Genomic DNA, 26,466 nt, shown 5'->3' with positions numbered 1-26,466 from the left:
TTACAGTCCAGCAATTAAGGATATCTTCTATCCATAAGGATATTAAATGTCCTTAATTAACGGAGAGACGACATGACCCAGCGATTGAACTACGCCCAGCAGTCCCCCGAGCTTTTCAAGAAATTCATGGAATTCAGCATGGCGCTGAAGAGCAGCGTGATCGACGAAAAGCTTCAGGCGCTCATCGAGATCCGCGCTTCGCAGATCAATGGATGCGGCTTTTGCCTCGACATGCATGTGAAGCAGGCAAAGATCTTCGGCGAGAGCGAATTGCGCATCCACCACGTCGCCATCTGGCGGGAATCGAACCTGTTCGTTCCCCGCGAGCGCGCCGCCCTTGCCTGGACCGAAGCCCTGACGAAGCTGCCGGAAGGTGGCATTCCCGATGAAATCTATGAGCGGGTTCGCGGCCAGCTTTCGGAGAAGGAAATCTCCGACCTGACCTTCGTCGTCATGGCGATCAACGCCTGGAACCGCGTCAACGTCGCCTTCAAGACGGTGCCCGGCTCGGCCGACAAGGCCTACGGCCTCGATAAAGCAGGCCTGAGCTAATCCCCGCAATTCATTGAGAAGATTCAACTTTGACGCTGCCGCATCGCGGCAGCGAACGGAGATCTGTCATGAAAATCGTTATCATCGGCGGGACCGGCCTTATCGGTTCGAAGACTGTCGAACGCTTGCGCAAGCACGGCCATGAAGTGATTGCCGCATCGCCGAATACCGGCGTCAACACGATCACCGGGGAAGGACTGGCAGAGGCGCTCGCAGGCGCCGAGGTCGTGCTCGATCTTGCCAATTCGCCCTCCTTCGAGGACAAGGCGGTGCTCGAATTCTTCGAAACCTCCGGCCGCAATCTCCTCGCCGCCGAGAAAGTCGCCGGCGTGAAGCACCATATCGCGCTCTCCGTCGTCGGCACCGAGCGCCTGCAGGAGAGCGGTTATTTCCGCGGCAAGCTTGCCCAGGAAAAGCTGATCGAGGCGTCGGGCATTCCCTATACGATCGTGCATTCGACGCAGTTTATGGAATTCCTGAGCGGCATCGCCCAATCCGGCACGATCGGCCAGACGGTCCACCTGTCGCCGGCCTATGTGCAGCCGATCGCCTCCGACGACGTCGCCGACGCCATGGCTGACGTCGCGCTGTCGGCCCCGGCCAACGCGACGGTCGAGATATCGGGTCCCGAACGTGCCCGCCTCAGCGAGCTCGTCGCCCGCTATCTCCAGGCGATGAAAGACCCGCGCACCGTCGAGGCCGATGCCGAAGCGAGATATTTCGGCGCGCGGCTCAACGACCAGTCGCTCGTCTCCGACGCCAATCCGCGGCTCGGCTCGACCACCTTCGAAGAGTGGTTCGCGAAGTCCGCGCAGCCGAAGTGACTGGCCTGCCCTCAGGACGCGGCCGCTCGGGCGCGTCCTTCCCGACCCAGATTCATGGAGATTCCGATGATCAGAAAATCACTCCTCGCCGCCGCCTTCGCCCTTCTGGCCGCCACCGGCGCGGCCGCGCATGACAGCAGCAAGTCTGCCAAGGTGACGCTCGTCTATGAGCACGAGCTTCCGAACGTCCCCGGCAAGAGCATCAAAGGCGTGCTCGTCGAATATGGTCCGGGCGGCTTCTCCGAAGGCCACACCCATCCCGACTCGGCCTTCATCTACGCCACCGTGCTCGAAGGATCGATCCGCAGCCAGGTCAATGACGGGCCGGTCAAGGTCTACAAGGCGGGAGAAAGCTTCTCCGAAATGCCGGGCGACCGCCACGGTGTCAGCGCCAACGGCAGCGATACCAAGCCGGCCCGGCTGCTCGCCGTCTTCGTCGTCGATACCAAGCAGAAAGAGCTGACCTTCCCGCTCGACAAGTGACAGCCTGCTCATGCCGTCCGCGCCAAGCCTTGATGCTTGCGCGGGCGGCCGACATGCTGAATCATGTGCCATCAGCCCATCCCGGAGACTGAGAGATGATCTACGACGTGCTCTTCGGCAAGCCTTTGATATCCCTCGTTACAGTCGGCCTTGCCGGTATCGTCGTCTGGTTCTTCCTCTCCCGCCAGCGGCCGACGACGCGGCTGGTGATGCAGATCCTCTTCTTTGGCCTGATGACGCTGATCATCGTCGGCAGCGGCATCGAGCCGTACCGGTTTCAGGGATACCAGTCCGAGGACCCGCAGGCCCTGCTCGTCATCCTGGCGAAATCACTCTGGTGGGTCCATCTGGCATGGGCCGTCATCGGTTTCATCCGGCTCTATCTGGTGCTGGAGGGGAGCCCGCGGGAGGCCCGACTGCTGCAGGATCTTGTCGTCGGTGTCGTCTATATCGGCATGGCGCTGTCGATCCTCGCCTTCGTCTTCGGCGTGCCGATCGGAACGCTGGTCGCCACGTCGGGCGTGGTTGCCATCATCCTCGGCCTCGCGCTGCAGAGCACGCTCGCCGACGTCTTTTCCGGCATCGCACTGACCCTCGGCCGGCCTTATGTCATCGGCGACTGGATCCTTCTGAGCGACGGCACCGAGGGGCGCGTCGTCGAAAGCAACTGGCGCGCGACCCACATCCTGACCGGCGCAAACAATATCGTCGTCCTGCCGAACAGCTTCCTGGCGAAGCTCGGCGTGACGAATGTCAGCCGGCCTGACGAGACCCATCTCCTGGTCCTCACCATCCGGGTCGCCCCGACGCGGATGCCCGCGTCGATCCGGCACGTCATGGTCTCGGCGCTCGCAAGCTGCAATTCGATCGTGCGGGAGCCGCCGCCGGTCGTCGCGATGAAGGGGCTGGACGCAACGGCGCTCGAAGTCGAGCTGCAGTTCAAGGTAACGAGCCCCAGCCAGCGCGCAACAGCCCGAAACGAGGTGCTCGATCTCGTCTATCGTCACTGCAAGTCGGCGGGCCTGCTGCTCGCCCTTCCCGCCTCCGCCACGATCCTGACGGCCGACTTGCCGACCGAGGAGACCGCGCAGCCGCCGAGCGTGACGCCGCTGGCGCTGATCGAAGCCATTCCGATCTTTGCGACGCTGACATCAGGGGAAAAGCAGACACTCGCCGAGACCACCGCTATCCGGGAATTCCGCAAGGGCGACGTGATCGTGCGCGAGGGAGAAATGCTGCCGTCGCTGATGATGGTGCGCGCCGGCATCATCGCAGCGCGGCACGGAGGCGAAGAGCGCGGACGGTTCGCACCGGGTGATTTTTTCGGCGAGACGGGGCTGCTCGCCGGCATGCAGGAAGTCTGCACGCTGGAGGCGGTCACGCCGGTCACGGTCTATGAAATCGATCAGGAGGCCTTCGCACCGCTGCTCACCGAACGTCCGGCGCTCGCCGAAGAGATCGCCGAAGACCTCGCCAATCGCGCGGAGCGTTTCCGCAACGGCGGCGCCCTACCCCCGGAACAGGCCCGCAACGCGCATGCCATCCTGAAGACCATCAGGACCATTTTCAGGGCGTAGAACTTAGTATGCTCTTCAACCGGCGCGCTTGAGCACCCATTCAAACGTGCTCTTCCAGATGTCGGGCCGCACATCCTCGGACAGGGTATCGACGAGATCGGAGAGCCGCACGCGCCTCAGCGTATCGCGCCAGGCTTCGTCGGCCTCCCACATGATGCGCGCGACTGCGCAAGGCTTGCTGTCGCAATAGCCTGCCGGCCGGCACGGATTGTTCTCGCGGATATTCGTGCAGGTGAAGCTGCGCGCCTTTCCCTCGACCGCCTCGACGATGTCGAGGAAATTGATCTCGGACGGCGATCTCGCCAGCCTGTAGCCGCCGCTGGGCCCAAGCGTGGTCTCGACGAGGGAGGCCTGCGACAGGCTCTGCAGCGCTTTGGAGAGATATTCCTTCGGCAGGCCATGAAGCTCTGCGAGCGCCTTGGTGGAGAGATACCTGCCCTCAGGCAGGCCCGCGAGAATGGCGCAGCAGTGCAGCGCCCACTCGACCTGGCTTTTCAGGATCATTCAGCAACTCGTGTGCTTGATATCTGCGAATGGAATTAAGGACAAATCATATCCGCAAATCAGCATGATGTAAATGATCTGCAAAAACAGCCCACCCGCCGCCTCGCCCATCAAAACTTTTCCAGCATCGGGAATAAAACCGCCTCGGCCCGTGTCTCATGGGAGGTATCGCAGGATTGCGTGCCCAACCTGAGGAGACACATCATGAAATCCGTGAAATTCCTGTCTGTCGTGGCGGCTGGCGCTCTTGCCGCGACCGCTGCTTTTGCCGCCGCTCCCGTCAAGACAGTCGATTCCACCAAAGGCAAGGTTCTTGCCGGCGAAAACGGCATGACCCTCTACACTTTCAAGAAGGACGTCAAAGGCGTTTCCAATTGCAACGGCGATTGCGCCAAGAACTGGCCGCCGCTGATGGCGGCTGGCGACGCCAAGGCCGATGGTGCATATTCGATCATCGATCGTAAGGATGGCACGAAGCAATGGGCCAAGGACGGCATGCCGCTCTATTTCTGGGTCAAGGACAAGAAGACGGGCGACATCACCGGCGATGGCGTCGGCGGCAACTGGGAGCTCGCCAAGCCGTGATGACAGGGGCGTTGATCGCTCAGACCCCGATCACAAGAGAGCCGGCGTGAAGATACCCGCACCCGAAACCTTCGAGGGCCAGGTCCTGGCCCTCCTCCCCTCGCTCAGGCGCTATTCGCGCAGCCTGACGCGTTCGGATGCCGATGGCGAGGATCTGCTCCAGGATTGCGTCGAGAAGATTCTGACGCGCCGCGGCCAATGGCGCGGCCTCAATCTGCGCGGCTGGGTCTTGACCATCATGACCAATCTCTACCGCAATGGCCGGCGCGGCAAGGCGCGCGACGGCCTGGTCGAACTCCACGCCGCAGAAGATGTGGCCACGCCCGAACCGCCGGCCGATCCACTGGAGCGCGCCCGGCTCAACGATGCCCTTAACAGCCTTTCGGAGGAACACCGCGCCGTGCTGATGCTCGTCGTCATCGAGGGATACACCTACGGCGAGGTCGCCGACGCTCTCGATATCCCGATCGGCACGGTCATGTCCCGCCTGTCGCGCGCCCGCCGGCGTGTGGCCGAACACCTGAAGGCCGATAACATCATTACGCTTCGGAGACCGAAATGAACGACGCCAACCCGATCGCCACCGAAGCCGATCTCCACGCCTATGCAGACGGCCAGCTGCCGGAGACGACCCGCGCCCGCATCGAGGCCTTTCTTGCCGACAATCCGGACGAGGCGGCGATGATCGCCGAATGGCAGGCGCAGAACGGGGCGATCCGCTCGCTGTTTGCAGGCTACGAGAAGGCCAGGGAGACCGATCCCCTGCTCGTATCGCCCCCGCGCGCCGTTTCGCCGGGAGCAAAACGCTGGGCGGTCGCCGCTGCTGCCGTCCTCGTCTTCGCACTCGGCGCCGTCAGCGGCCATTATGGCCCGGCGCTTCTGGAAAAGCCGGAGCTGCAGATTGCCGGCTCAGAAACCCTGCCGAAACAGGCCGAGACCGCCTTTATGGTCTATGCCGCCGAGGTCCGCCACCCCGTGGAGGTCTTCGCCGACGAGGAGGCGCATCTCGCCACCTGGCTCGGCAAGCGGCTGGCGATCGAAAACCTCAAGATCCCGACCCTGCAGCCGCTGGGCTTCAAGCTGGTCGGCGGCCGCCTGTTGCCGGTCGACGGCAGGCCGGGGGCGATGTTCATGTATGAGAACCAGGCCGGCGAGCGCCTGACCGTCATGGTCGGCCGCAATAGGGAAAACCGCACCACGAGCTTCCGCTTCGCCTCGTCAGGCAATCTCGAAACCTTCTACTGGATCGACGGCGAACTCGGCTACGCCGTCACCGGCGAAATCTCGCGCGAGACCCTGCGCGCAGTGGCTGAGGAGTGCTACCGGCAGTTCCCGTCGTGACGATCAGCGCAGGGGATCATTGCCAAGCTCGATCGGCTTGCCATGCGGCGTGGCTTCAGCGGCGCGCTGCCAACTCTTCTGCAGGTCGAGGATGACGGATGCCTCCGCCACCCCGCGACTGACCAGCAGATCCGAAAGCGCCGCCACCCAGCAGTCGAAATAATCGCTGCCATCTTCGGCGCGGCCCGGCCTGTGCAACTCCGTTGAGAGGCAAGCCGCCCATTCGCCCCAGGTGAAGACGCCCTTTTCGTGCAGGTGCACGGTCATCGCGAAAGCTTCGGCCGCCCAGGGCTCGGGGAAAACGGGATCGCCCGTCGGCGACTTCGGCAGGCCGGGCGATTGCGAGAGCTGGGAGTGTGTTTCACACACGCTCAAGATAGCTCTCCCATGCATCGATCGAGACCGTCAGCGACGGATCGGCCCCCTCGCCCCAGATCTCGCCGCCACCGAAGACGACGGTATAGAGCCATTGCGGGTTCTCGCCTTTGCCATGGGCATTATCATCGGGAAAGACGAAAGCCCCCTGCACCGCTTCGACGACGCCCGCCTTGGCGCGCGCATAACGCGGCAGCCGCGTATGGGTCGCCGGATTGAAATTCCTCGTCCTCACGCGCTCGCCCACCGCAAAGAGCGGCGCGGTCTCGACAGGACGATCGCAAGGGCCGCCTTTCGCCAGAGCCGCCGGCACCATATCCGCCTTCAGCACCCGCTTCGGCGCCGTTCCATCCTGCAGCTTGCGCCCGGACCAGAGCTCCTCGCGCGTCGCAAAACCATGGCGTTCGAGCAGTGTCTCGACGCCGCGCATCCAGATCTCGTAATAGGTCGCCGCGAGATAATCGGCCGGCGGAATGTTCTCGCGCGCATGCCGGCTCTCATCGATCGTCCAGGCGCCGAAAGCGCCGCAGGAAAGCGTGATGCCGAGCGCCCGCTTTTCCCATTCGGCATGGAAATAGGGCTCGTCCTTTTCGGGCGCGACAGGGCCGAACCCCATCTGCCCGCCGAGATCGTGCGGTCCGTTCATGCCAAAGCCTCCGGGCTGCCGGCAGCTGAAATCTTCGAGCTGCCCGCAATTGATGTGCCGATCATCGCGTCGCGGCTGACGAGGCCGGCAAGCGCTTCCTCATCCATTCCTTCCGTGCCCGCCGGCCGCTCGGGGATCACGAGATAACGCAGCTCCGCCGTCGAATCCCAGACGCGGATCTTCTTGCCCTCCGGCAGCACCAGCCCGAATTCGGCAAGCACGCCGCGCGGATCGATGACCGCGCGCGAGCGATAGGCCGGCGCCTTGTACCAGACCGGCGGCAGGCCGAGCACCGACCAGGGATAACAGGAGCAGAGGGTGCAGACGACGAGGTTATGCGTCTTGGCCGTATTGAAGACCGCGCGCATATGCTCGCCCTGCCGGCCGGTGTAACCGAGGCTCGCGATCGCCGCCGTCGCGTCGCGCCTGAGCCAGTCGGCGAAATCGGCGTCGCTCCAGGCCTTAGCGACGACATGGGCGCCGTTTCTGGGGCCTACCTTCGTCTCGTAGGTCTCGACGATCACATCGATCGCCGCCGGATCGATCAAACCCTTTTCGGTCAGCAGCGTCTCCAGCGCTTTCACGCGCGCCTGCATGTCGGAGTAGTGGTTGTCGTGGTGATGATCATGGTGATCGTGGCCATGATTGTGGTCGTCGTGATCTTCGTGCAAGTCGAAGTCCTCTCCTAACAGCAGATAGGCAACTACCGCCTCTTCTCTTCGGCGAGGTTGCGAAGAATGGACGAAGTCCGAGGCTCGCTCCCTCTTCTCCCCAGCGGGGAGAAGGTGGCCCGAAGGGTCGGATGAGGGGGCCTCGCGGCACACCGTTCATTGTTGCCCTTCGCTTACGCTCAGCGCACTCGCTCCTATCGTCGCTCGCCCCCTCATCTGCCTGCCGGCATCTTCTCCCCGCTGGGGAGAAGGGGAATCGCGGAAACGTCTCGTCCTTCTTTGAAAAAGAATCCTCCCCTTCTATCACACACCACAACCCCGCCAAGCCCTCCTATCCCCCTCAAACTTTTCCGCTAATCTCCCGCCATGAACATCCTGATTCTCGGCGCTACCGGCTTCATAGGCTCCATCGTCGCGGCCCGGCTTGTGGCCGATGGGCATGCCGTGACCGGCCTCGGCCGCAGCCCCGCGCGAGCGCGCTTGAAACAGCCCGCGATAAATTGGCGCCAGGCCGATCTCTCGCGCATGACGAAGCCTGAGGACTGGGACGATCTTCTCCAAGGCCAGCATGTCGTCGTCAATTGTGCCGGCGCCTTGCAGGACGGTCTGTCGGACGACCTGGCCGCCACCCAGGCGGATGCGATGCTGGCGCTCTATTCCGCCGCAAAACGCTCGCGTCCTCTGATCGTACAGATCTCGGCAAGGACGGCGGGCGCGGCCGGCGACCTGCCCTTCCTCGCCACCAAGCGGCGGGCCGACGAAGCGCTGGCGGCAAGCGGCCTGCCTCACCTCATCCTGCGCCCTGCCCTCGTTCTCGGCCGCAATGCCCATGGCGGCTCGTCGCTGCTGCGCGCGCTCGCCGCTTGTCCCCTGGCTTTGCCGCTCGTCCATGCTGAAAGCCCGGTTGAAACACTTTGCGTAGACGACGTGGCGGACGCCGTGTCGAGGGCGGTCGCAGGCGATCTCCGCGGCGATCTCGTTCTCGCCGCCGACGAGGCGTTGACGCTCGCCGATCTCGTCCGGCTGCATCGGCAATGGCTGGGCCTGCCGCCTGCCCGCGTGATCTCCCTTGCCCCCTGGCTTACGAGGCCGGTGACATGGCTCGCGGATGTGGCCGGCCTGCTCGGCTGGCGTTCGCCGCTGCGCTCGACGGCGATGACGGTCATGTCGGAAGGCATCAGCAGCGCGAAAACCGGAAACGGCCTCGCCGCGACGCCGGCGGCTGCCACGCTCGCAGCCAATCCCTCCGGCGTGCAGGATCTCTGGTTTGCCCGCCTCTATCTCCTGAAGGCGCCCATCCTCGTCGGCCTTTCGCTTTTCTGGTTACTATCTGGCCTCATCCCGCTTCTGGCACCAGTACAAGCAAGCACCCATTTCCTGCCCTTCATGCCCGAGGCGGCGGCAACGGCGCTGACGATCATCACCTGTCTCGTCGACATCGCGCTCGGCGCCGCCGTGCTTGTTCGCCCGCTCGCCAAACGCGCGCTTCTCGGCATGCTGGCCGTCTCATTGGCCTATCTTGCTGGCGGCACATTGCTCGAACCCGCGCTCTGGCTCGATCCGCTCGGTCCCCTCGTCAAGGTGCTGCCGTCGCTGCTCCTGACGCTCGCCGCTCTCGCCATTCTGGACGAACGCTGATGCTGGCCGAACTGCTGCTGCTTGCCCATGTGATCGGCGCGACCGTGCTCTTCGGCACCGGCGCCGGCATCGCCTTCTTCATGGTGATGGCGCATCGCACACGCGATCCCATAGTGATCGCCCATGTCGCGGCAACCGTCGTCATCGCCGACACCGTCTTCACCGCCACCGCTGCCATTCTCCAGCCAGTCACCGGCTATCTGCTGGCGCGATCGATCGGCTGGGACCTTTGGGAAGGCTGGATTGCGCTGTCGCTGCTGCTCTACGTCGTCACCGGCCTGTTCTGGCTGCCGGTCGTCTGGATCCAGATCCGGCTGCGCGATCTCGCCCGCGCCGCAGCCAGCTCAGGACAAGCCCTGCCGCTGGCCTATACCAGTCTCTATCGCATCTGGTTCGCCTGCGGCTTTCCGGCCTTTTTCGCCGTCCTCGGCATTCTCTGGCTGATGCTGACCAAGCCGTCGATCGCGCTATTTTAGCATCGGCCAGAGGCTCGCCACCAAAAGCACGGCCATGCTGATATTGAACCATTTCAACCGCACCGGATCGGAAAGCCATTCCCGGAGCGCCGAGCCGAAGCCCGCCCAGGTCGAAACGCTCGGCACGTTGACGACCGCGAAAGCCAGTCCGACGATCAGCACGCTGACGAGATAGAGCTCGGGATTCGTATAGGTCGCCATGGCAGTCACCGCCATCACCCAGGCTTTCGGATTGACCCACTGGAAGGCGGCGGCCGAGACAAAGGACATCGGCGCCGCACCGCTCTTGCCTTCGCTCAGCGAACGCGAGGAGGCAATCTTCCAGGCGATCCAGACGAGATAGGCGCCGCCGGCGAACTTCAGCACTGTATAGACCACCGGCAACGTGTGCAGCAGCGCGCCGAGCCCGAGGCCGACGCCGATGAGCAGCGTGAAGAAACCGGCGCCGATACCGAACATATGCGGGATCGTTCGGCGAAAGCCGAAATTCACACCCGAGGCGAAGAGCATCATATTATTCGGCCCCGGCGTGATCGACGTCGTGAAGGCGAAGAGAAAGAGGGCGAAAAACGTATCCAGCGGCATGCGACCTCCCGAGGCCGGTTTTCCCAAGCCTGCGTTATTTAGGTCAGGATAACTGCCCTAAACTGTTGGTGCCATGACATCATTGTCATGGTGACAGGATTACTTGAAAGATAAGAACGCCGCGCAATCTCCTGCAAAATGGAAAAAATCATGCAAGATGATCCGATCCCTACAGTCAAATTCCCGAACGGCGCTGATGTGCCGGCACTCGGCCAGGGAACTTGGGCCATGGGCGAGGATGCCGGCCATGCGAAGGCCGAAATCGAAAGCCTGAGGACCGGCATCGACCTCGGCATGACGCTGATCGACACGGCCGAGATGTATGGCGACGGCGGCGCCGAGGAGATCGTCGGCCAGGCGATCAAAGGACGGCGCGACGAGGTCTTCATCACAAGCAAGGTCTATCCCTGGAACGCCAGCCTGAAAGGCACGATCGACGCCTGCGAGAACAGCCTCGAACGCCTCGGCACCGAACGCATCGATCTTTATCTCCTGCATTGGCGCGGCAACTATCCCCTCGCCGAAACCGTCGAAGCCTTCGAGACGCTGAAGGCCGCGGGCAAGATCGGCGCCTGGGGCGTTTCCAACTTCGATACCGACGACATGCAGGAACTGCTCCGCGTGCCCGACGGCGCCAATGTCGCCGCCAACCAGGTGCTCTACAACCTTTCCCGTCGGGGCATCGAATTCGACCTGCTGCCCTGGTGCCAGAGCCGCAACATCCCGATCATGGCCTATTCGCCGATCGAACAGGGCCGCATCCTGCACCATCCGGAATTGATCCACATCGCCAAGGCCTATCAGGCGACGCCCGCCCAGCTGGCGCTCGCCTTCCTGCTCAAACGCGACGGCGTCATTGTCGTCCCGAAGACATCGAATGCCGAACGAGTTCGCGAAAACCGCGACTGTATCTCACTCGACATTACCGACGAGGACTGGCAGGCGCTCGACGCCGCCTTCCCGCCGCCGACGAGCAAAAGGTCGCTGGAGATGCTCTGAACGCCAGCGGCGCGAGGCAATAGGCTCGCCACGCCTGGGAAAGCTTGATAATTTGCGGATAGCAAGCGAGGCAATCCTATGCCAGGCGGTCGGACGCGCAGTGATTTAGCGGCTATGCAAGGGGGCGGCTTCTACAACAGGCATTCCGCCATGCAGGCCACCGGCATTGCCGCGCTGCTTTCCCTCTGGGAAGCCGCGTGCCGGATGGTGGACATCAGCGACGCCCCGGTGACCATCGTCGACTACGGCTGCTCGCAAGGCCGGAATTCAATGATCCCGATGCGGAAGGCCATCGACATTGTGCGTTCCAGAGCGGACGCAACCATTCCCATCGAAATCGTCCACACCGACCTTCCATCCAACGACTTCTCATCCCTTTTCGAAGCGCTGATCTCGGACCCGAATAGCTACATGACGGGAAGCTCCGACGTTTTTCCTCTGGCCATCGGCAAATCATATTTCGCACCGTTGCTCCCGCCTGGCCGCGTGCACCTTGGCTGGTCGACCTGGGCGCTGCAATGGATGAGCACCAATGCCGTCGATGCACCCGATCATATTCTCGCGGGCATGAGCAGGTCACCGGCTGTTACCGCTGCGGTCGCGGCGCAGCAGGCCAGCGATTGGCAATGTTTTCTGACGCAACGGTCCCGGGAGATGCGGCCGGGCGCGAAGCTCGTGGCCGGCTTCACGGCCCGCGCAGACGCTGAGACCGGCTGGGAGTGGCTGCTTGGCGAGCTATGGTCGGCGCTCGCAGACATGAGAAGAGATGGCCTGCTCTCTGAACGGGAACAGGAGCAGATGACCATACCGATCGGCCTTCGGTCCCTGGAGGATATCAAGGCTCCTTTCAGGCAATCCGGTTCTTTCGCCGATCTGACGCTGGAGCATCTCGATCTGGTGAAAGTGAGCGATGCGTTCTGGCCGGAATTCGATGGCAGCGGCGACAGGCTGGCATTCGCCAGGCAGCATGCGGACCTCACGAGAGCATGGAGCGGCCCGCTGCTCGCCAGCGTGGCACCGAGCTCATGCGAACAGACCGCGTTCGTCGATGACCTGTTCAGCCGTTTCGAGCGTCGTCTCTCGGAAGACCCCAGACCCCATGAACCTTACATGGCGGCGGTGGTACTATCGAAGAAACCTCACTGAAATTATGCCGAGCCGACGATCCGCACCCGTCGGAAATTCCGCGATCTGCGAAAGTGGCCCGGCAACGTTTCAGCTGGGCAGAATCCGTTATGCCGCATCAGGCATAACGGAATCCAATTCTTACATACCCTGCGCGCCGCGGTTCATCGCGGCAATACCGGTGCGGCAGACCTCGATGAGGCCGAGCGGCTTCATGATCGCCACGAACTGGTCGATTTTCGACGACTTGCCCGTGATCTCCAGGATGAAGTGATCGACCGTCGCATCCACGACCTTGGCGTGGAAAGCGTCGGCAAGGCGCAGCGTCTCGGCGCGCGTTTCGCCCTCACCGATCACCTTGACCAGCGCCACTTCGCGCTCGATCGGCCGTTCCTGGCCGAGTTCGCGGGCGCGCACCGTCAGGTCGACGACGCGATGAACAGGCACGATGCGCTCGAGCTGGGCCTTGATCTGCTCCAGCACGTGCGGCGTGCCGCGGGTGACGATGGTGATGCGGGAAAGATGCGCCTGGTGCTCGGTCTCGGAGACCGTCAGGCTCTCGATATTGTAGCCGCGGCCGGAGAACAGGCCGATGACGCGCGCAAGCACGCCCGGCTCGTTGTCGACGAGAACCGAGAGCGTATGGCTCTCGACTGCGGTCGTTTCCGGAGAGATGAAGTAGGCAGAGCCCGTGGGCTGAAGATGTGCGTTCATGATCCTGGGTTTCCTACCTTATCGTTAGACTAGCTGACGGCCCTTGGCGTCGATCGCGTTGGCGACCGCTTCATCCGTGGCTTCGTCGGGCAGCAGCATCTCGTTGTGAGCCTTGCCCGAGGGGATCATCGGGAAGCAGTTGGCGAGATTGGCGACGCGGCAATCGAAGATGACCGGCTTATTGACCTCGATCATCTCGACGATGGCGTCGTCGAGTTCGTCCGGCTTGTCGCAACGCAGGCCGACCGCGCCATAGGCTTCCGCCAGCTTGACGAAATCGGGCATCGCCTCCGTATAGGAATGCGACAGGCGGTTGCCGTGCAGCAGCTGCTGCCACTGGCGCACCATGCCCATATACTGGTTGTTCATGATGAAGATCTTGATCGGCGCATCGTACTGGATCGCCGTCGACATTTCCTGGATGCACATCTGGATCGAGGCATCACCCGCAATGTCGATGACAAGGCTGCCGGGATGGGCGATCTGGACGCCGAGGGCCGCCGGCAGGCCGTAACCCATCGTGCCCAAGCCGCCCGAGGTCATCCAGCGGTTCGGCTGCTCGAAGCCGAAGAACTGTGCCGCCCACATCTGGTGCTGGCCGACCTCGGTCGTGATATAGGTGTCGCGGTCCTTGGTATGCGCAAAGAGCCTCTCCAGCGCATATTGCGGCATGATCACATCGCTGTTCTTCGTATAGGCGAAGGAGTTGCGCGCCCGCCAGCGGGTGATATCGCTCCACCAATCCGCGAGGCGGTTTTTCTCCGGCTTCTTCGGCAGCGCCCGCCACAGGCGGACCATGTCTTCGAGAACATGGCCGACATCGCCGCGAATGCCGATATCGACGCGGACGTTCTTGTTGATCGAGGACGGATCGATATCGATATGGATCTTCTTCGAGTTCGGCGAAAAGGCGTTGAGACGGCCGGTGATGCGGTCGTCGAAACGGGCGCCGATGCAGACCATGACGTCGCAGTCATGCATCGCCATGTTGGCCTCGTAGGAGCCGTGCATGCCGAGCATCTTCAGCCAGTTCTTGCCCGAAGCCGGATAGGCGCCGAGGCCCATCAGCGTTGAGGTGATCGGGAAATCGGTGAGTTCGACCAGTTCGCGCAGCAGCTTGGAGGCTTCGGGGCCGGAATTGACGACGCCGCCGCCGGAATAGATGACCGGACGGCGCGCATTCGCCATCAGCTCGATCGCCGCATGGATCTGGTTGATGTCGCCCTGGATCTTCGGCTGGTAGCTCTTCTGGACCGGATAGTCGGCGGGCGGCGTATAAGTGCCGGTCGCAAACTGCACGTCCTTCGGAATATCGATGACGACGGGACCCGGGCGGCCGGACTGGGCTATACGGAAGGCCTCATGGATGATGGCGGCGAGCTGGTTGACATCCTTGACCAGCCAGTTGTGCTTGGTGCAGGGCCGGGTGATGCCGACCGTATCGCATTCCTGGAAGGCGTCGGAGCCGATCAGTGGGGTCGGAACCTGGCCTGTGAGGCAGACGAGCGGGATCGAATCCATCAGGGCGTCCTGCAGCGGCGTGACCGCATTGGTGGCGCCCGGACCCGAGGTCACCAGCATGACGCCGACCTTGCCGGTGGAGCGGGCATAGCCTTCGGCCGCATGGCCGGCACCCTGCTCGTGGCGGACGAGGATGTGCTTGATGTCGTCCTGCTGGAAGATCTCGTCATAGATCGGCAGGACCGCGCCGCCGGGATAGCCGAAGATATGTTCGACGCCATTGTCCTTCAGCGCCTTGAGAACGATCTCCGCTCCCGTCATCCGATTGCCTGCCGCCTGATTGTCCGTGCTCATCTATATGTTCCGTTTGATGCTGGGATTTGCGTTTGTGGCCGGAAGCCCTGATTTCGGGCATAAAAAAAGGCCCCGGAGGAGCCTGTCATCTAGCGCATGGGTGGCTATCGCCGGATGGTTACACCATCCTGCCCATGCGCCTTCCCACCACGATAAGAGCCGTTGCGATTTTCATGGTCGGAAGTGATAGACAGAAAATTTCGCAGCGTCAACGCATGCCGCAATAAAAAACTGCCCCAGGCCCGCGCCCCCGAAAATCGATAGGATGAAGGATTTGTTAAAGGATCGACTTTATCCTTTAACGCTACTGCGAGGAGTAGCCTTTGCTCAACAACGACTTGCGCATGTCTGGCAAGGCAGGCGAGCACGATCGACGCGACGGCCATGCGCCGGGAAATCGCTTTCTCGGACGCGTCGTTGCGTGCAGCGGCTCCAGGGCAACGATTGCCGCCGTCGCCGAAGAGGGCGGCACCGATCTCACTGAACTCTGGTCCGTCGGCCGGCTGATTTCGATCAGCGTCGGCCGCAACCGTGTTGTCGCCCTCGTCTATCAGATGAACACCGGCAGCCATGCCTGGGGCGAAGGCGAGGACAATTACTTCCAGATCGAGACCGAACTGCTCGGCGAAGTCCGCGTCGATGAGGACGGTACCGAGGAATTCTCGACCGGCATTTCGCGTTATCCCTATCTCGGCGCCATCGCCCACCGCATCCGCGCGGCCGACCTGATCCGCATCTACGATGCCGGCGAAGGCACGACTGCCGTCATCGGCAAGCTGACGCAGGACGAAAGCATCGATGCGGCGATCCACATCCCCTCGATGCTCTCCAAACATTTCGCCGTCGTCGGCTCCACCGGCGTCGGCAAGTCGACGGCCGTGTCGCTGCTCTTACACAAGGCGATCGCGGCGAACCCGAAGCTGCGCGTGCTGATCCTCGATCCGCACAACGAATTCGCCGCCGCCTTTCCCAAGCATGCCGTCACCATAGATACCGACACGCTCGACCTGCCCTTCTGGCTGATGCGGCTCGAAGAATTCGCCGAAGTGGTCTTCCGCGGCCGCCCGCCGGTGCCCGAAGAGCTCGACATGCTGCGCGATATCCTGCCGGAGGCCAAGCGCGCCTTCCGCGGCAGCGACAATTCGCTGGTGCGCCGCACGACGGAAAAGAGCTCGATCACTGCGGATACGCCGGTTCCCTACCGCATGGCCGATCTGCTGGCGCTGATCGACGAGCGCATCGGCCGCCTGGAAGGCCGCGCGGAAAAACCCTTCCTGCGCTCGCTGAAGATGCGCCTCATCGCCGCGATCAACGATCCGCGCTATCATTTCATGTTCTCCAACAACACGATCAGCGACACGATCACCGAAACGATCGCGCAGATCTTCCGCATCCCCGGCGATGGCAAGCCGATCTGCACTTTCCAGCTGGCCGGTATCCCCTCCGAGGTCGTCAACTCGGTCGCCTCAGTGCTCTGCCGCATGGCCTTCGAAGTGGCGCTCTGGAGCGAGGGCGCGATCCACATGCTCGTCGTCTGCGAGGAAGCCCACCGCTACATCCCCTCCGATCCCAGCCTCGGTTTCGTGCCGACGCGCCAGGCGATCGCCCGCATCGCCAAGGAAGGCCGCAAATACGGCGTCTCGCTCGGCATCATCACCCAGCGGCCGGGCGAGCTCGACCAGACGATCCTGTCGCAGTGCTCGACGCTGTTTGCCATGCGCCTTGCCAACGACCGCGACCAGGAAATCATCCGCTCGGCTATCCCGAATTCGTCGATCTCGACGACGAGCTTCATCTCCTCGATCGGCAACGGCGAGGCCATTGCCTTCGGCGAAGCGATCAGTGTGCCGATGCGCATGCGCTTTTCCCGCGTCGACGAAAGCCTGTTGCCGAAGGCCGCCAGCGCCAACAGCAAGCATAGCGAGGAAGATCCGGATACGGTCGACCTGCGCAAGATCGTCACCCGCATGCGGGCAGTGACCGTCGGACCCGACATTTCAAATTTCCAGCAGAGCATGGCCGCATCTGCGGCAAGCTTCGACGAGGCGGATGCCGCCGACGAGGATCTCGACGCCAAGCCCTATACGCCGCCGGCAGCCGAGGCGGCAGCACCACTCGAATCCTACCGGCGCGAATTGCTGCCGCAGGCGCCACGGCTGGACCCGGCCTCCTCCCCTTCGATCGACCCGCGACTGGACGCGCTGCGCCGCGAGATGCGCCGCGAGGAGCCGGTCTTTCCCCGGCCGGCAGCCCCGACGGATCAGCCGGCGATCACCCGCCGGGAACCCGGCCCGTCGCTGCGCGAAAGCATCCTGAAAAAGCCCCTGAGCAGCCTTTACAACAAGGATTGATGCGGCTGCCCCGTCTCCTGGGCGACCAACGGCCGGACGGCGTCAAGCACGCGTTGTCGGTCCGCCGGTCCAAGCGGCAAGAGAGGCCGCGGAAGCTCCGCCCGGCCGAGTGAGAGATGCTCGACCAGCATGTAGATCACCCGGATGCTTCCGAATGCCTTGAACGTTTCCCAGAGCGGCTGGAGAAGCCCAGCGAGCCGTTGTGTCTCATCGCCGTTGCCGGCCATGGCCGCCTTGGTCAGGGCAAGAGCCGTGCGCGGCAGCAAACCGCCTGTGACGCTGTACCAGGCATCAGCGCCTGAAAGCAGCGCTTCGGCCGCACCCCAGTCGCCGCTGTATCCGATCGCGAGATTGGTCTTTTCCCGCAAGGCCGCGAGTTCCCCCAGCAGATCACCGTCGGCCGGCAGCGGCATCTTCACCGCCCTGATCGTCTCAATGTCGGACAGGCGTTGCAGCAGGTCTCGGCTGAAGGTGAAATGGGTCGTGCCGGGATTGTTGTAGATGCAGAGCGGCAGCTTCGCTGCCTTCGTGACCGCCAGGAAATGCTCGTAGGCTTCGTCCTGGGTCAGCGGCGTATAGGAGACGGGGGCAAGCAGAAGAGCATTCGCACCCGCTGCCTCGGCATCCCTGGCAAAATCCTGCGCATGGTCCGTCCTCAGAGCCCCGACGCCGACGAGGATGGGAACGCGGCCGTTGACGCATTCGACCGCCGCCTCGACAGCCCGCCGCCGCTCCTCGCGGGTGAGATAGGCGTAGATCCCGGTGCTGCCGAGAAGGCCGATGGAGGCGACGCCCGCCTCGCACAGACGTTCCAGCAAGCGGCAAAGGGCTTGCGTATCGACCCGGCCATGGATGTCGGCGGGCGTTGGCGGAAAGGCCGAAAGGCCATGAAACGGAGAGACGGAAGACATGATGCGCTCCTGAATGCGGTCATTGGGAAAACAGCAGGCGCGATCCGGCACCTGCAAAGAAGACGGCGAGACTTCCCTCGATCCAGCGGCGCGCCCTGGCATAACCGCGCACCATCGGTGCCGTCGAGAACAGCAAGGCATAACCGGCGAATATCGAAATCCCGAGGATCACGCAGCCGCCGAAGGCCGTGACCGCCATTTGAGGCGAAGCGCCGGGTTTGAGGCCGAGCGACATGATCGCCACCCAGGCGAGAACCGCTTTCGGGTTTCCGAGATGCATCAGTATCCCCCGGCGATAGAGCGCCCCGAACTCCGCTGCAGGCCGCACGAACTCGGTTGCCGGTGCCTCCCGAACGGCCGAGCGGGCGGCTTTCCAAGCGAGCCAGAGAAGGTAGAGCCCGCCTGCAATCTTGAGGAACAGCAGCGCATGGGCGTAGCGCACCAGCAGCGTCGAGATGCCCGTGACTGCGATCAGCCCCCAGCATGACGACATGGTGATAACCCCGGCGGCAAGCGCAAGCGCGGGTCTGCGTCCTTGGCTCATCGCCACGTTCATGATGGCCATGTTGCTTGGCCCGGGACTGCCTGCGGCGATGGCATAGGCGATGTAGACGACGATAAGATCCTGCATGTGTTTTTCCCGAGTTTGGCCATCCGCGCACCGGCACCGCCTAAACGCGGGAGTCGGCAATTCGCTTTCTTCTCTTCGAAAATTGGTTCATCGTGTAGCGCCATTTTCAAGAAAATTCATGGACCATTTTGCGATGTCCAAGCGACGCAGCATCATCGAAATCCCCTCGCTCAACGCGATCGACCGAACGGCCCATGTCGGCCGCCAGCTTGCGCAGGCCCTTCGGAGCGCAATCGCAAGCGGCGAGTTGAGGCCGGGCGAACGCCTTCCTTCGACGCGCACCCTTTCGGCGACCCTGAAAATCGCGCGCGGCACCGTCGTCGAAGTGTTCGACCAGCTGACTGCCGAAGGCTACCTCGAAGCGCAGGTCGGCGCCGGCACCCGCGTTGCTGCCGCCCTCAGGGACACGCCGCCGGCACGCCCGTCCGAGCGGGCCGCCCCGGCGATCGAGGAAACCATCGACCTGCCTTCCCCTGCGGCGCGGCTGATGGCGATTGCCCGCGCGCTCACGCCTCACCCGCCCGTTCCCTTCGCCGTCGCCGTGCCGGCGTCCGGCATCGCCCCCGACGACAACTGGCGGCGCCTCGGCAATCGCATGCGCGCGTCGAAACAGGCCGCCCCCTCGGGCTATCACGATCCGATGGGCCTGCCGGAGCTGCGCGTTGCCATTGCCGATCACGTTCGCCGCGCGCGGGCCGTGCACTGTGCGCCGGAGCAAGTCATCGTCACGTCGGGTACCCAGCAGGGCCTCTACATGGCCGGCCGCGTGCTTCTCTCGCGCGACGATCCTGTTTGGGCCGAAGATCCGGCCTATCCCGGCCTCACGGCCGTGCTCGACGATCTCGGCGTACGCACCTGTCGCGTCCCGGTCGATGCGCAGGGGATGAATGTGGAACGCGGCCTCGAACTCTGCCGCCAAGCGCGCGCCGCCTTCGTGACACCGTCGCATCAATATCCGATCGGCATGCCGCTCAGCATGGCGCGGCGCAACGCCCTAATCGCCTGGGCCGACCAGAACCGCGCCTGGATCGTCGAAGACGACTACGACAGCGAATTGCGTTATGCCGGACATCCCTTCCCTTCGATGCAGGGATTGCGTCCGTCGCGCGTCATCTATCTCGGCACCTTCAGCAAGGTGCTCTTTCCGTCCCTGCGCCTCGGCTACGTCATCGCCCCCTTACCCCTAGCGGAAGCCTTCGCCGGCGCACGCGCCATTCTCGACCGCCATTCGCCGATGGCGGAACAGCACGTTCTCGCCGCCCACATGAAGGAAGGTTACTTCGAAGCCCATATCCGCCGCATCCGCGGCCTCTATGCCGAACGCCGCGCCATCCTGCTGTCGGCCCTTGAACGCGCCTTGCCCGAGGGCTGCAGCGTCGAGCCGAGCGACCAGGGCATGCACATTCTCCTATGGCTGCCCGAAGGAACCGACGACGTGCAGCTCGCGGCTCGCGCCCTGACCGCCGGCATCGCCGTGCGTGCGATCTCCCCCATGTATGCCGGCCAGCCCGCGCGCCCCGGCCTGATGCTGGGCTTCGGCGGCTTCCTGCCGGAACAGCTGCAGGCCGCGGTCGGTGAACTGGTAAGACTGCTGAGGCTGTGTGAAACGGCGGACAAGCGGACAAACGCCACTGTGAAAGAGTGACGAATTTGCAAATGTCTTCGGCTAGCGCGCCAATGGACTGTCCCAGACGACAAACAGCAGCCCCTTGAGTTGGGTGAAGCGCTCCGGCCCGAGCTCGGCGCGCCATTCGTCCTCGATGTCGCGCAAGATGTCGACCATCTCAGAGAATGCCGCGTGTCCACGTTCGGTAAGCCGGACGATGCGCGCGCTGCCTTCACCGGGAACGTCGGAGCGGACGATGTAGCCGAAACTCTCGAGGCTGCGGAGCAACTGGTTGATCGCCTGTTTGCTCATGCCGGCGCGCTCGGCGATCGTGCCCGGCCGCGCCCCGTCCGGACCTGGAAACTGCAGAACCGCCATATGCGGCAGACGCAGCTCGTCAAAACCGGCGGCGTTCAGTCCTTTGATCAGACGGCGCTGGATCGCCTGGGCCGGGACGCGCAGCAGGGCGCCGATCAGCATGTCCTCGGTTTTCACTGGCAAGCTTTCGCGGATGATGGCATTGACGGTCCGGTAAATTGAGTTTACTGCTAAGTAGTAAACGTAGTTTACCGGAGGAATTTCCATAATGCCACAGGGAACCATCGATCCTCGCGTCAATCCTTCCGATGAAATCATTGGCACCAAAGGGTTCGCAGTTCGCTTCCTGCTGACTGCGGACAACTCGAATGGCAGCATTGCCGCCTTCGAGCTCATGGTCCCGGCCGCGCTGCGACTGCCGGCGCCGGCACACAGCCACGACCACTACGAAGAGACGATCTACGGCCTCGAGGGGGTGCTGACTTGGACGGTCGACGAAAAGCAGATCGACGTCGGGCCGGGGCAAGCGCTCTGCATTCCGCGCGGCGCCGTTCACCGGTTTGACAACAACGGCAGCCAGGACGTAAAGGCGCTCTGCGTGGTCACGCCGGCAGCGATCGGACCGGAGTATTTCCGCGAAGCGTTCGCGGTGCTCAACGCGGCGGCCGGTGGTCCGCCGGACCGGGCCAAGATGGCGGAAATCATGCGCCGCCACGGCCTTACGCCAGCAGCGCCCCCGACATAAAGGCCAGTGGTGCGATATGAAGCTGCGCGTTGATGAATCTACGCCCTGATGCGAATGTGCGTTGCGCCGTTGGAGACGGCACCGTTTCGGAGAGGGCCATCGTGAAATCCATCTTGAACTTCATCATCGTCTTCAGCGTCGGCATTCTTCTGACGATGGCGGCGGAGGCTGCCGGCTTCGACTGCTCCAAGGCGGGCAGCGCCGATGAAAAGACCGTCTGCGGCGACGTCGAGTTCTCCCGGCTCGACGAGCTTTTCAACCAACGCTATGCCGCTCAGAAAAAGCAGCGCCCGACCAGGATATCGTCCATACCGCCCGCAACTTCCTGGCGGATCGGCGCGATTGCGGTGACGACAGATCGTGCATTCTGAGCGCCTACCTCGCCGTCCTCTGGAATATCTCGCCTGACAAAAGCGATTTCATGCAGGGGATTTCAGCCCAGTCTCTCGCAGGCAGCCGGCTGCCCGAGGCAAAGGCGATCCCCGAGAAAGCCGGGCGCTGTGCCGCCACATCGGTTCTTGAGGTCCATCCCCGCCTCGACAATGGCGGCGCGGCTGACGATGCCGACTTCGATAACGGCACCGGGATCGACTATGCCAATGACGGCTACCAGGTCTCTTACAACAGGGAGGAAGCGCTGATCAGATCGAAGCCCGGCGATCCCGTTACCATGTGCCTGGTCGAGATCGACCGCGATTGCGGCCCTGACGAGGGCGGGAGACTGTTCCTCGTCACCAACGGCCGTACTCACGAAAGCTGGATTCTGCCCGATGCCCAGCACAAGTGCGGCGGTTGACGGTCCACTGTCGGCTAAACCGTCAGCCGCTCCCAGCTCTCGTCCATCTGGTTGCGAAACCATGTCATTTGGCGCTTGGCATATTGCCGTGTTGCCGCAGCCCCCTTCTCCAGCACCTCGTCGCGCGACATCTCGCCCTTCAGCATCGCCGCGATCTGCGAGACGCCAATCGCCTTCATCACTGGCGCCTCGGCGGGCAGGCCGAGCGCAAGCAGCGCCCTCACCTCGTCTTCCGCGCCCTCGCGCAGCATCTTTTCGAAACGGCCGTTGATGCGGGCATGCAGCACGGCGCGCTCCGGCAGGACGACGATCTTGCGAGCCTTGGCGGCATCGATCACGACAGGGCCTGACCGGCCCTGGAAATCGGCGATCGACCGCCCCGTCGCCCTCACCACCTCCAGCGCCCGCACGATGCGCTGCCCATCCTGGCGGTTGAGGCCTGCCGCCATGGCGGGATCAGCCTCGGCAAGTTCTGCGTGGAGCCTATCGGGCCCCTCCTCCAGCAAACGCGCCCGCAACTCTTCCCGCAGTGCCTCGGGTATCTCGGGCATATCGGAGAGGCCGCCGGTCAGCGCCTTGAAATAAAGCCCGGTGCCACCGACGAAGACCGGCAGTTGCCCGGCGGCCCTCAGCACCGGCAACAGCGCCGAGACATCACGCAGCCAGGCGCCTGTGGAATAGGCCGCACCCGCCGGCACATAGCCGTAGAGATGGTGCGGCACGCCCTGCATCTCCTCTTCCGAGGGACGCGCGGTCAGTACCCGCAACGTGTCGTAGACCTGCATGCTGTCGGCATTAACAACCGCGCCTGCGTGCCGCCTCGCCAATTCGACAGCGAGCGCGGACTTGCCGCTGGCGGTCGGCCCGGTTATCAGGATCGCGTTCTCTACGCTCAGAAGGTTTTCCATCATGGCCCTCGTTGCCACGCTTGTTGCCAATCCGTCAAATCCTGTCCTGACCCCTGGCATCGCCGAACGGGCGGCCAAGGCCGTGGAGGCATCCGGTCTTTACTGGCTGGCGGACGGCGTCGCCTGCGATATCGCGTTGCGCGACGGCACGAATGCGCAAGCGGCCGAGGCCAATCTTCTCGCGGTCCTATCCGGCGCGCCGATCGATCTCGTCATTCAGGAACAGGACAGCCGCCGCAAGAAGCTGCTGATCGCCGACATGGATTCGACGATGATCGGCCAGGAATGCATCGACGAACTCGCCGCCGAAGTCGGCCTGAAGGAAAAGGTCGCGACCATTACCGCCCGCGCGATGAACGGCGAGATCGCCTTCGAGCCTGCCCTGCGCGAACGCGTCGCCCTCTTGAAGGGCCTGCCGCTCTCAGTCGTCGACGAGGTCATCGCCAAGCGCATCACGCTGACCCCGGGCGGGCCGGAGCTGATCGCCACCATGAAGTCGAAGGGCCATTACACCGCGCTCGTCTCCGGCGGCTTCACCGTCTTTACCAGCCGCATCGCCGCCACCCTCGGCTTCGACGAGAACCGCGCCAATACGCTGCGGGAAGACGGCGGCATTCTCTCCGGCTTCGTCGCCGAACCGATCCTCGGCAAGCAGGCGAAGGTAGACGCGCTGAACGAGATTTCGGCACGCCTCGGCATTTCGCCGAAGGAAGCAATCGCCGTCGGCGACGGCGCCAACGATCTCGGCATGCTGCACCTCGCCGGCTCCGGCGTCGCCCTCCACGCCAAACCCGCCGTCGCCGCCGAGGCGCAAATGCGCATCAACCACGGTGATCTCACCGCGCTGCTCTATATTCAGGGTTACCGGAAGACGGATTTTGTTTCTCGCTAAAGACTCGAGATTGGTGGGAGGAGGTACAAATGGCACTATGGCCATGGCAACGAAACCGAGTGGTAAGGGACGTCGGTGGTTCTGAGAGAACACAGGAGGCTGCATACAGCCGAATGCAGGGCGCAGCACCCCATAGAATGCATCCAGACCTCCGAGGTGTCTTAGCTCGATTTTCTCTTTGGATTGCGAACGGAACGGTTGGGTATCCGCTATTGGATGGCATCGACTACTCAAAGGTGCTGCATGAACCCAGCGCCATGGAGATGGTGTACACCGTATTCACCAATAATCTGGAACTGAATGAGGAAGGTGCGCCACTCAACGCGCGTTACTGCGAAGAACGCGCCGCCCAGTGGCTCCGCGCATATTGCGACCCCACGTATGTTGTGGAGCCGCCGTTCGGAGAGGACGAATGTGACGGGCATTGGCCGCCGGTGTTGGCAAACGCGCCCGGATGGCGAAGCGGAAAAATAGTTTAAAGATTTTCGACTTCCGTGGTTTTTTGCGCGCCCTAATTTAAGCGGCGGACGTATTCTACATTTCAGTTAGGAGGGAGCGCAGACCGCTCCCTTTTCGCCTACTCCATCGGCACCGCCACGAACCGCAGATCGCCATTGGCCGAAGCGATCATCAGCTGTGCATTACGGCGGCCTTCCTGTTTCAGCGACTGCACCTTGGCGGCGACCGCATCCGGCGACTTCATGAATTCCTGCGCCACCTCGACGATCACGTCGCCGGGCTTCAGCCCCTTTTCGGCCGAAGCCGAACCGGGGGTCACCTCGGTCACGACGACGCCGTCGACGCTCTCGGCGATGCCGAACGCCTTGCGCGTCTCGGGGCTCAGCAGCGAGAGCGACAGGCCGAGCACGTTCTTCGGCGTTGCCGCATCCGGCGCGGCATGACCCTGACCCTGATGCTGGTCGGGCGCGGTCGGCGCGGGCTGAGCCTGATCGCCGGTGTCAGGTTGGTCCATGTCGTTGTTTTCGCCGGGATCCGGGGTGATCACGCCGTCATCCTGCGAACCATCGGGTGCGGCATCGTCGGATCCGCCCGGCTGATCGCTGTCTTCGAGCCGGCCGAGTGTCACCTTGACGGTCTGCTCCTTACCATCGCGCAGCACGACCACGTCGACCTGCTTGCCGACGGCGCTTTCCGCCACGACGCGCGGGAGGTCACGCATTTCGATGACCGCCTTGCCATCGAATTTCAGGATGACGTCACCCGCCTTGATCGAGCCGTCGTCGACGGGGCCGCCCTTGATGACGCCGGCGACCAGCGCCCCTTTGGCGCTGTCGAGCCCGAGGCTGTCTGCGATATCGTCGGTCACCGGCTGGATGCGCACGCCGAGCCAGCCGCGCCGCGTCTCGCCAAATTGGCGCAGTTGCTCGACGACACCCGAAGCAAGCTCCGAGGGCACCGAGAAGCCGATGCCGATCGAGCCGCCGCTCGGCGAGATGATCGCCGTGTTGATGCCAATCACTTCGCCCTTCATGTTGAAGAGCGGGCCGCCGGAATTGCCCTTGTTGATCGCCGCATCCGTCTGGATGAAATTATCGTAGGGGCCGGCATTGATGTTGCGGCCGCGCCCGGAAATGATGCCCACCGTCACCGAACCGCCGAAGCCGAACGGGTTGCCGATCGCCATCACCCAGTCGCCGATGCGCATCGTGCTGGAATCGCCGAATTTCACCGATTTCAGCGGCGTCTTCGGCTCGACCTTCAGGACCGAAAGATCGGTCTTCGTGTCCGTGCCGATCAGCTTCGCCTTGAGCTTTGAGCCATTGGCGAAATTGATCTCGATATCGTCGGCGCCCTCGATGACGTGATTGTTGGTGACGATATAGCCGGTGGGGTCGATGACGAAGCCGGAGCCGAGCGAGCTGACATTATGGTTGGGGCCTTTGTTGCCCTGCTTCTTGTTGAAGAAATCGTTGAAGAATTCCTGGAAAGGCGAGCCGTCTGGCGCACGCGGCGCAGGACCTGCGCCCTCGTCGTCCTTCACGTTCTGCGAGGTCGAGATATTGACCACGGCGTCAAGCAGGCCTTCGGCAAGATCGGCGACCGAGGCCGGACCATTGTTGGGCACGGTGGACTGGATCGGCGGGACCTGCTGTGGCGCAGCCGGCGCCGGAGCGGTCTGCGCGGCGGCAGGAGGCGTGGCCATCCCAGGTGCAGCGGCTTCAGGAGCGGTTTGCGCATGGGCAATCCCGCTCACGCCGGCTTGCGCCAGGATTGCGGCGCTGGCCAGTAGCGCGAGCGTTCGTCTGAAGGGCGAGCGTATCGTGGGGGCCATCAAGCTTCCTCATAAGGGGGTAAATGCGCACATTGAGCACCAGCATAAGGCGGAATGATGGAGGGCGAAATCACCTTTTCGCGAAATCCCCGTGCAATCTGACAT

Annotated in this window: 30 protein-coding genes; 18 read left to right on the top strand and 12 right to left on the bottom strand. The window is 63.1% G+C overall.

The window, feature by feature from the left end; translation table 11 throughout:
• Positions 1-72: 72 nt before the first annotated feature.
• The 4 genes from EFQ99_RS17050 to EFQ99_RS17035 all read left to right on the top strand — a co-directional run bounded on the left by EFQ99_RS17050 (position 73) and on the right by EFQ99_RS17035 (position 3,436).
• A complete protein-coding gene (locus EFQ99_RS17050; RefSeq protein ID WP_126922174.1) occupies positions 73-552 on the top strand; it encodes a carboxymuconolactone decarboxylase family protein in 480 nt (159 codons plus the stop codon).
• Positions 553-620: 68 nt separating this feature from the next.
• Positions 621-1,376 (top strand): SDR family oxidoreductase, encoded by a 756-nt coding sequence (locus EFQ99_RS17045; protein WP_126922173.1) that lies wholly within the window; start codon positions 621-623, stop codon positions 1,374-1,376.
• A gap of 66 nt (positions 1,377-1,442) precedes the next feature.
• Positions 1,443-1,859, top strand: coding sequence for a cupin domain-containing protein (locus tag EFQ99_RS17040; protein ID WP_126922172.1), 417 nt, complete (start codon positions 1,443-1,445; stop codon positions 1,857-1,859).
• Between the two features lie 95 nt (positions 1,860-1,954).
• Positions 1,955-3,436 (top strand): cyclic nucleotide-binding domain-containing protein, encoded by a 1,482-nt coding sequence (locus EFQ99_RS17035; RefSeq protein ID WP_126922171.1) that lies wholly within the window; start codon positions 1,955-1,957, stop codon positions 3,434-3,436.
• Between the two features lie 15 nt (positions 3,437-3,451).
• Here EFQ99_RS17035 and EFQ99_RS17030 read toward each other — a convergent pair whose 3' ends face one another.
• On the bottom strand, positions 3,452-3,940 hold the full coding sequence (locus EFQ99_RS17030) for an RrF2 family transcriptional regulator (protein WP_126922170.1): 489 nt from the start codon (positions 3,938-3,940) through the stop codon (positions 3,452-3,454).
• 204 nt (positions 3,941-4,144) lie between these two features.
• On the opposite strand from EFQ99_RS17030, the gene EFQ99_RS17025 reads away from it, so the two are divergent.
• The 3 genes from EFQ99_RS17025 to EFQ99_RS17015 are packed head-to-tail and all read left to right on the top strand — an operon-like array spanning position 4,145 to position 5,866.
• Positions 4,145-4,525 carry a COG4315 family predicted lipoprotein gene (locus EFQ99_RS17025; RefSeq protein ID WP_126922169.1) on the top strand — a complete coding sequence of 127 codons (381 nt, stop codon included), beginning with the start codon at positions 4,145-4,147 and terminating at the stop codon, positions 4,523-4,525.
• A gap of 46 nt (positions 4,526-4,571) precedes the next feature.
• Entirely contained in the window at positions 4,572-5,087 is a 516-nt protein-coding gene (locus EFQ99_RS17020) for an RNA polymerase sigma factor (protein ID WP_126922168.1), read from the top strand.
• The gene (locus EFQ99_RS17015; RefSeq protein ID WP_126922167.1) at positions 5,084-5,866 is read left to right on the top strand and encodes an anti-sigma factor family protein; all 783 of its coding nucleotides are present in this window, start codon (positions 5,084-5,086) and stop codon (positions 5,864-5,866) included. Before EFQ99_RS17020 ends, EFQ99_RS17015 begins: the two co-directional genes overlap by 4 nt.
• Positions 5,867-5,869: 3 nt before the next feature.
• On the opposite strand, the gene EFQ99_RS17010 is transcribed toward EFQ99_RS17015, so the two are convergent.
• From EFQ99_RS17010 to nthA, 3 genes are read right to left on the bottom strand one after another with little or no spacing between them, the layout of a single operon-like run.
• A complete protein-coding gene (locus EFQ99_RS17010; RefSeq protein ID WP_126922166.1) occupies positions 5,870-6,241 on the bottom strand; it encodes a nitrile hydratase accessory protein in 372 nt (123 codons plus the stop codon).
• The gene (gene nthB, locus EFQ99_RS17005; RefSeq protein WP_126922165.1) at positions 6,228-6,887 is read right to left on the bottom strand and encodes a nitrile hydratase subunit beta; all 660 of its coding nucleotides are present in this window, start codon (positions 6,885-6,887) and stop codon (positions 6,228-6,230) included. Before nthB ends, EFQ99_RS17010 begins: the two co-directional genes overlap by 14 nt.
• Entirely contained in the window at positions 6,884-7,558 is a 675-nt protein-coding gene (nthA, locus tag EFQ99_RS17000) for a nitrile hydratase subunit alpha (RefSeq protein ID WP_126922164.1), read from the bottom strand. Before nthA ends, nthB begins: the two co-directional genes overlap by 4 nt.
• 366 nt (positions 7,559-7,924) lie before the next feature.
• On the opposite strand from nthA, the gene EFQ99_RS16995 reads away from it, so the two are divergent.
• Both EFQ99_RS16995 and EFQ99_RS16990 read left to right on the top strand, forming a co-directional pair.
• A complete protein-coding gene (locus EFQ99_RS16995) occupies positions 7,925-9,196 on the top strand; it encodes an SDR family oxidoreductase (protein ID WP_126922163.1) in 1,272 nt (423 codons plus the stop codon).
• The gene (locus tag EFQ99_RS16990; protein ID WP_126922162.1) at positions 9,196-9,672 is read left to right on the top strand and encodes a DUF2269 family protein; all 477 of its coding nucleotides are present in this window, start codon (positions 9,196-9,198) and stop codon (positions 9,670-9,672) included. The genes EFQ99_RS16995 and EFQ99_RS16990 overlap by 1 nt, the downstream gene beginning before the upstream one ends.
• Here EFQ99_RS16990 and EFQ99_RS16985 read toward each other — a convergent pair.
• Positions 9,664-10,257 (bottom strand): LysE family translocator, encoded by a 594-nt coding sequence (locus tag EFQ99_RS16985; protein ID WP_126922161.1) that lies wholly within the window; start codon positions 10,255-10,257, stop codon positions 9,664-9,666. The genes EFQ99_RS16990 and EFQ99_RS16985 overlap by 9 nt on opposite strands.
• A gap of 150 nt (positions 10,258-10,407) precedes the next feature.
• Here EFQ99_RS16985 and EFQ99_RS16980 point away from each other — a divergent pair, with 150 nt between their 5' ends.
• Entirely contained in the window at positions 10,408-11,256 is an 849-nt protein-coding gene (locus EFQ99_RS16980) for an aldo/keto reductase (RefSeq protein WP_126922160.1), read from the top strand.
• A 150-nt stretch (positions 11,257-11,406) separates the two neighbouring features.
• A complete protein-coding gene (locus tag EFQ99_RS16975; protein WP_126922159.1) occupies positions 11,407-12,402 on the top strand; it encodes a class I SAM-dependent methyltransferase in 996 nt (331 codons plus the stop codon).
• 120 nt (positions 12,403-12,522) lie between these two features.
• On the opposite strand, the gene ilvN is transcribed toward EFQ99_RS16975, so the two are convergent.
• Both ilvN and EFQ99_RS16965 read right to left on the bottom strand, forming a co-directional pair.
• Positions 12,523-13,095, bottom strand: coding sequence for an acetolactate synthase small subunit (gene ilvN / locus EFQ99_RS16970; RefSeq protein ID WP_126922158.1), 573 nt, complete (start codon positions 13,093-13,095; stop codon positions 12,523-12,525).
• Positions 13,096-13,119: 24 nt separating this feature from the next.
• Complete coding sequence (locus EFQ99_RS16965) at positions 13,120-14,910, bottom strand: acetolactate synthase 3 large subunit (protein WP_126922157.1); 1,791 nt, start codon at positions 14,908-14,910, stop codon at positions 13,120-13,122.
• Between the two features lie 323 nt (positions 14,911-15,233).
• Here EFQ99_RS16965 and EFQ99_RS16960 point away from each other — a divergent pair, with 323 nt between their 5' ends.
• Positions 15,234-17,261 (top strand): ATP-binding protein, encoded by a 2,028-nt coding sequence (locus tag EFQ99_RS16960; protein WP_126922156.1) that lies wholly within the window; start codon positions 15,234-15,236, stop codon positions 17,259-17,261.
• On the opposite strand, the gene EFQ99_RS16955 is transcribed toward EFQ99_RS16960, so the two are convergent.
• Together EFQ99_RS16955 and EFQ99_RS16950 are read right to left on the bottom strand one after the other, a co-directional pair.
• On the bottom strand, positions 17,246-18,172 hold the full coding sequence (locus EFQ99_RS16955; RefSeq protein ID WP_126922155.1) for a dihydrodipicolinate synthase family protein: 927 nt from the start codon (positions 18,170-18,172) through the stop codon (positions 17,246-17,248). The genes EFQ99_RS16960 and EFQ99_RS16955 overlap by 16 nt on opposite strands.
• 19 nt (positions 18,173-18,191) lie before the next feature.
• Positions 18,192-18,803 (bottom strand): LysE family translocator, encoded by a 612-nt coding sequence (locus EFQ99_RS16950; RefSeq protein WP_126922154.1) that lies wholly within the window; start codon positions 18,801-18,803, stop codon positions 18,192-18,194.
• Between the two features lie 133 nt (positions 18,804-18,936).
• Here EFQ99_RS16950 and pdxR point away from each other — a divergent pair, with 133 nt between their 5' ends.
• The gene (pdxR, locus tag EFQ99_RS16945) at positions 18,937-20,448 is read left to right on the top strand and encodes a MocR-like pyridoxine biosynthesis transcription factor PdxR (protein WP_208722780.1); all 1,512 of its coding nucleotides are present in this window, start codon (positions 18,937-18,939) and stop codon (positions 20,446-20,448) included.
• 21 nt (positions 20,449-20,469) lie between these two features.
• Here pdxR and EFQ99_RS16940 read toward each other — a convergent pair whose 3' ends face one another.
• Positions 20,470-20,994 carry a MarR family winged helix-turn-helix transcriptional regulator gene (locus EFQ99_RS16940; protein ID WP_245441511.1) on the bottom strand — a complete coding sequence of 175 codons (525 nt, stop codon included), beginning with the start codon at positions 20,992-20,994 and terminating at the stop codon, positions 20,470-20,472.
• A gap of 1 nt (position 20,995) precedes the next feature.
• On the opposite strand from EFQ99_RS16940, the gene EFQ99_RS16935 reads away from it, so the two are divergent.
• The 3 genes from EFQ99_RS16935 (at position 20,996) to EFQ99_RS35525 (ending at position 22,268) form a co-directional block, all read left to right on the top strand.
• Entirely contained in the window at positions 20,996-21,472 is a 477-nt protein-coding gene (locus EFQ99_RS16935) for a cupin domain-containing protein (protein ID WP_126922152.1), read from the top strand.
• 101 nt (positions 21,473-21,573) lie between these two features.
• On the top strand, positions 21,574-21,843 hold the full coding sequence (locus EFQ99_RS35530; protein WP_245441510.1) for a lysozyme inhibitor LprI family protein: 270 nt from the start codon (positions 21,574-21,576) through the stop codon (positions 21,841-21,843).
• A 50-nt stretch (positions 21,844-21,893) separates the two neighbouring features.
• Positions 21,894-22,268 (top strand): hypothetical protein, encoded by a 375-nt coding sequence (locus tag EFQ99_RS35525; RefSeq protein WP_245441509.1) that lies wholly within the window; start codon positions 21,894-21,896, stop codon positions 22,266-22,268.
• 14 nt (positions 22,269-22,282) lie between these two features.
• Here the strand turns inward: EFQ99_RS35525 and miaA are convergent, their stop codons facing one another.
• Positions 22,283-23,179, bottom strand: coding sequence for a tRNA (adenosine(37)-N6)-dimethylallyltransferase MiaA (gene miaA, locus EFQ99_RS16925; protein ID WP_164736389.1), 897 nt, complete (start codon positions 23,177-23,179; stop codon positions 22,283-22,285).
• Between miaA and serB the strand changes: the two genes are divergently transcribed.
• Entirely contained in the window at positions 23,178-24,068 is an 891-nt protein-coding gene (gene serB / locus EFQ99_RS16920; protein ID WP_126922151.1) for a phosphoserine phosphatase SerB, read from the top strand. The genes miaA and serB overlap by 2 nt on opposite strands.
• Before the next feature lie 29 nt (positions 24,069-24,097).
• Complete coding sequence (locus EFQ99_RS36295; RefSeq protein ID WP_425376272.1) at positions 24,098-24,547, top strand: DUF7677 family protein; 450 nt, start codon at positions 24,098-24,100, stop codon at positions 24,545-24,547.
• A 98-nt stretch (positions 24,548-24,645) separates the two neighbouring features.
• On the opposite strand, the gene EFQ99_RS16910 is transcribed toward EFQ99_RS36295, so the two are convergent.
• Positions 24,646-26,361, bottom strand: a complete 1,716-nt coding sequence (locus EFQ99_RS16910; RefSeq protein ID WP_126922149.1) for a Do family serine endopeptidase — start codon at positions 26,359-26,361, stop codon at positions 24,646-24,648.
• Positions 26,362-26,466: the final 105 nt, after the last annotated feature.

Source organism: Rhizobium vallis, from assembly GCF_003985155.1.
GTDB lineage: Bacteria > Pseudomonadota > Alphaproteobacteria > Rhizobiales > Rhizobiaceae > Rhizobium > Rhizobium vallis.
The sequence above is the reverse complement of the archived record's forward strand: the minus strand, read 5'-3'. Positions and strand labels throughout refer to the sequence as shown.

What these genes read in the sequence shown, in the direction of transcription:
- EFQ99_RS16995 (WP_126922163.1), top strand. Translation starts at nt 7,925, where the DNA reads ATGAACATCCTGATTCTCGGCGCTACCGGCTTCATAGGCTCCATCGTC.
- EFQ99_RS16910 (WP_126922149.1), bottom strand. Translation starts at nt 26,361, where the DNA reads ATGGCCCCCACGATACGCTCGCCCTTCAGACGAACGCTCGCGCTACTG.
- pdxR (WP_208722780.1), top strand. Translation starts at nt 18,937, where the DNA reads ATGTCCAAGCGACGCAGCATCATCGAAATCCCCTCGCTCAACGCGATC.
- EFQ99_RS36295 (WP_425376272.1), top strand. Translation starts at nt 24,098, where the DNA reads ATGGCACTATGGCCATGGCAACGAAACCGAGTGGTAAGGGACGTCGGT.
- EFQ99_RS17045 (WP_126922173.1), top strand. Translation starts at nt 621, where the DNA reads ATGAAAATCGTTATCATCGGCGGGACCGGCCTTATCGGTTCGAAGACT.
- miaA (WP_164736389.1), bottom strand. Translation starts at nt 23,179, where the DNA reads ATGATGGAAAACCTTCTGAGCGTAGAGAACGCGATCCTGATAACCGGG.
- nthB (WP_126922165.1), bottom strand. Translation starts at nt 6,887, where the DNA reads ATGAACGGACCGCACGATCTCGGCGGGCAGATGGGGTTCGGCCCTGTC.
- EFQ99_RS16950 (WP_126922154.1), bottom strand. Translation starts at nt 18,803, where the DNA reads ATGCAGGATCTTATCGTCGTCTACATCGCCTATGCCATCGCCGCAGGC.
- EFQ99_RS16935 (WP_126922152.1), top strand. Translation starts at nt 20,996, where the DNA reads ATGCCACAGGGAACCATCGATCCTCGCGTCAATCCTTCCGATGAAATC.
- EFQ99_RS16965 (WP_126922157.1), bottom strand. Translation starts at nt 14,910, where the DNA reads ATGAGCACGGACAATCAGGCGGCAGGCAATCGGATGACGGGAGCGGAG.
- EFQ99_RS17030 (WP_126922170.1), bottom strand. Translation starts at nt 3,940, where the DNA reads ATGATCCTGAAAAGCCAGGTCGAGTGGGCGCTGCACTGCTGCGCCATT.
- EFQ99_RS16955 (WP_126922155.1), bottom strand. Translation starts at nt 18,172, where the DNA reads ATGTCTTCCGTCTCTCCGTTTCATGGCCTTTCGGCCTTTCCGCCAACG.
- EFQ99_RS35525 (WP_245441509.1), top strand. Translation starts at nt 21,894, where the DNA reads ATGCAGGGGATTTCAGCCCAGTCTCTCGCAGGCAGCCGGCTGCCCGAG.
- EFQ99_RS17040 (WP_126922172.1), top strand. Translation starts at nt 1,443, where the DNA reads ATGATCAGAAAATCACTCCTCGCCGCCGCCTTCGCCCTTCTGGCCGCC.
- EFQ99_RS16990 (WP_126922162.1), top strand. Translation starts at nt 9,196, where the DNA reads ATGCTGGCCGAACTGCTGCTGCTTGCCCATGTGATCGGCGCGACCGTG.
- serB (WP_126922151.1), top strand. Translation starts at nt 23,178, where the DNA reads ATGGCCCTCGTTGCCACGCTTGTTGCCAATCCGTCAAATCCTGTCCTG.
- ilvN (WP_126922158.1), bottom strand. Translation starts at nt 13,095, where the DNA reads ATGAACGCACATCTTCAGCCCACGGGCTCTGCCTACTTCATCTCTCCG.
- EFQ99_RS17015 (WP_126922167.1), top strand. Translation starts at nt 5,084, where the DNA reads ATGAACGACGCCAACCCGATCGCCACCGAAGCCGATCTCCACGCCTAT.
- EFQ99_RS16940 (WP_245441511.1), bottom strand. Translation starts at nt 20,994, where the DNA reads ATGGAAATTCCTCCGGTAAACTACGTTTACTACTTAGCAGTAAACTCA.
- EFQ99_RS16980 (WP_126922160.1), top strand. Translation starts at nt 10,408, where the DNA reads ATGCAAGATGATCCGATCCCTACAGTCAAATTCCCGAACGGCGCTGAT.
- EFQ99_RS17050 (WP_126922174.1), top strand. Translation starts at nt 73, where the DNA reads ATGACCCAGCGATTGAACTACGCCCAGCAGTCCCCCGAGCTTTTCAAG.
- EFQ99_RS17035 (WP_126922171.1), top strand. Translation starts at nt 1,955, where the DNA reads ATGATCTACGACGTGCTCTTCGGCAAGCCTTTGATATCCCTCGTTACA.
- EFQ99_RS16975 (WP_126922159.1), top strand. Translation starts at nt 11,407, where the DNA reads ATGCAGGCCACCGGCATTGCCGCGCTGCTTTCCCTCTGGGAAGCCGCG.
- EFQ99_RS17025 (WP_126922169.1), top strand. Translation starts at nt 4,145, where the DNA reads ATGAAATCCGTGAAATTCCTGTCTGTCGTGGCGGCTGGCGCTCTTGCC.
- EFQ99_RS16985 (WP_126922161.1), bottom strand. Translation starts at nt 10,257, where the DNA reads ATGCCGCTGGATACGTTTTTCGCCCTCTTTCTCTTCGCCTTCACGACG.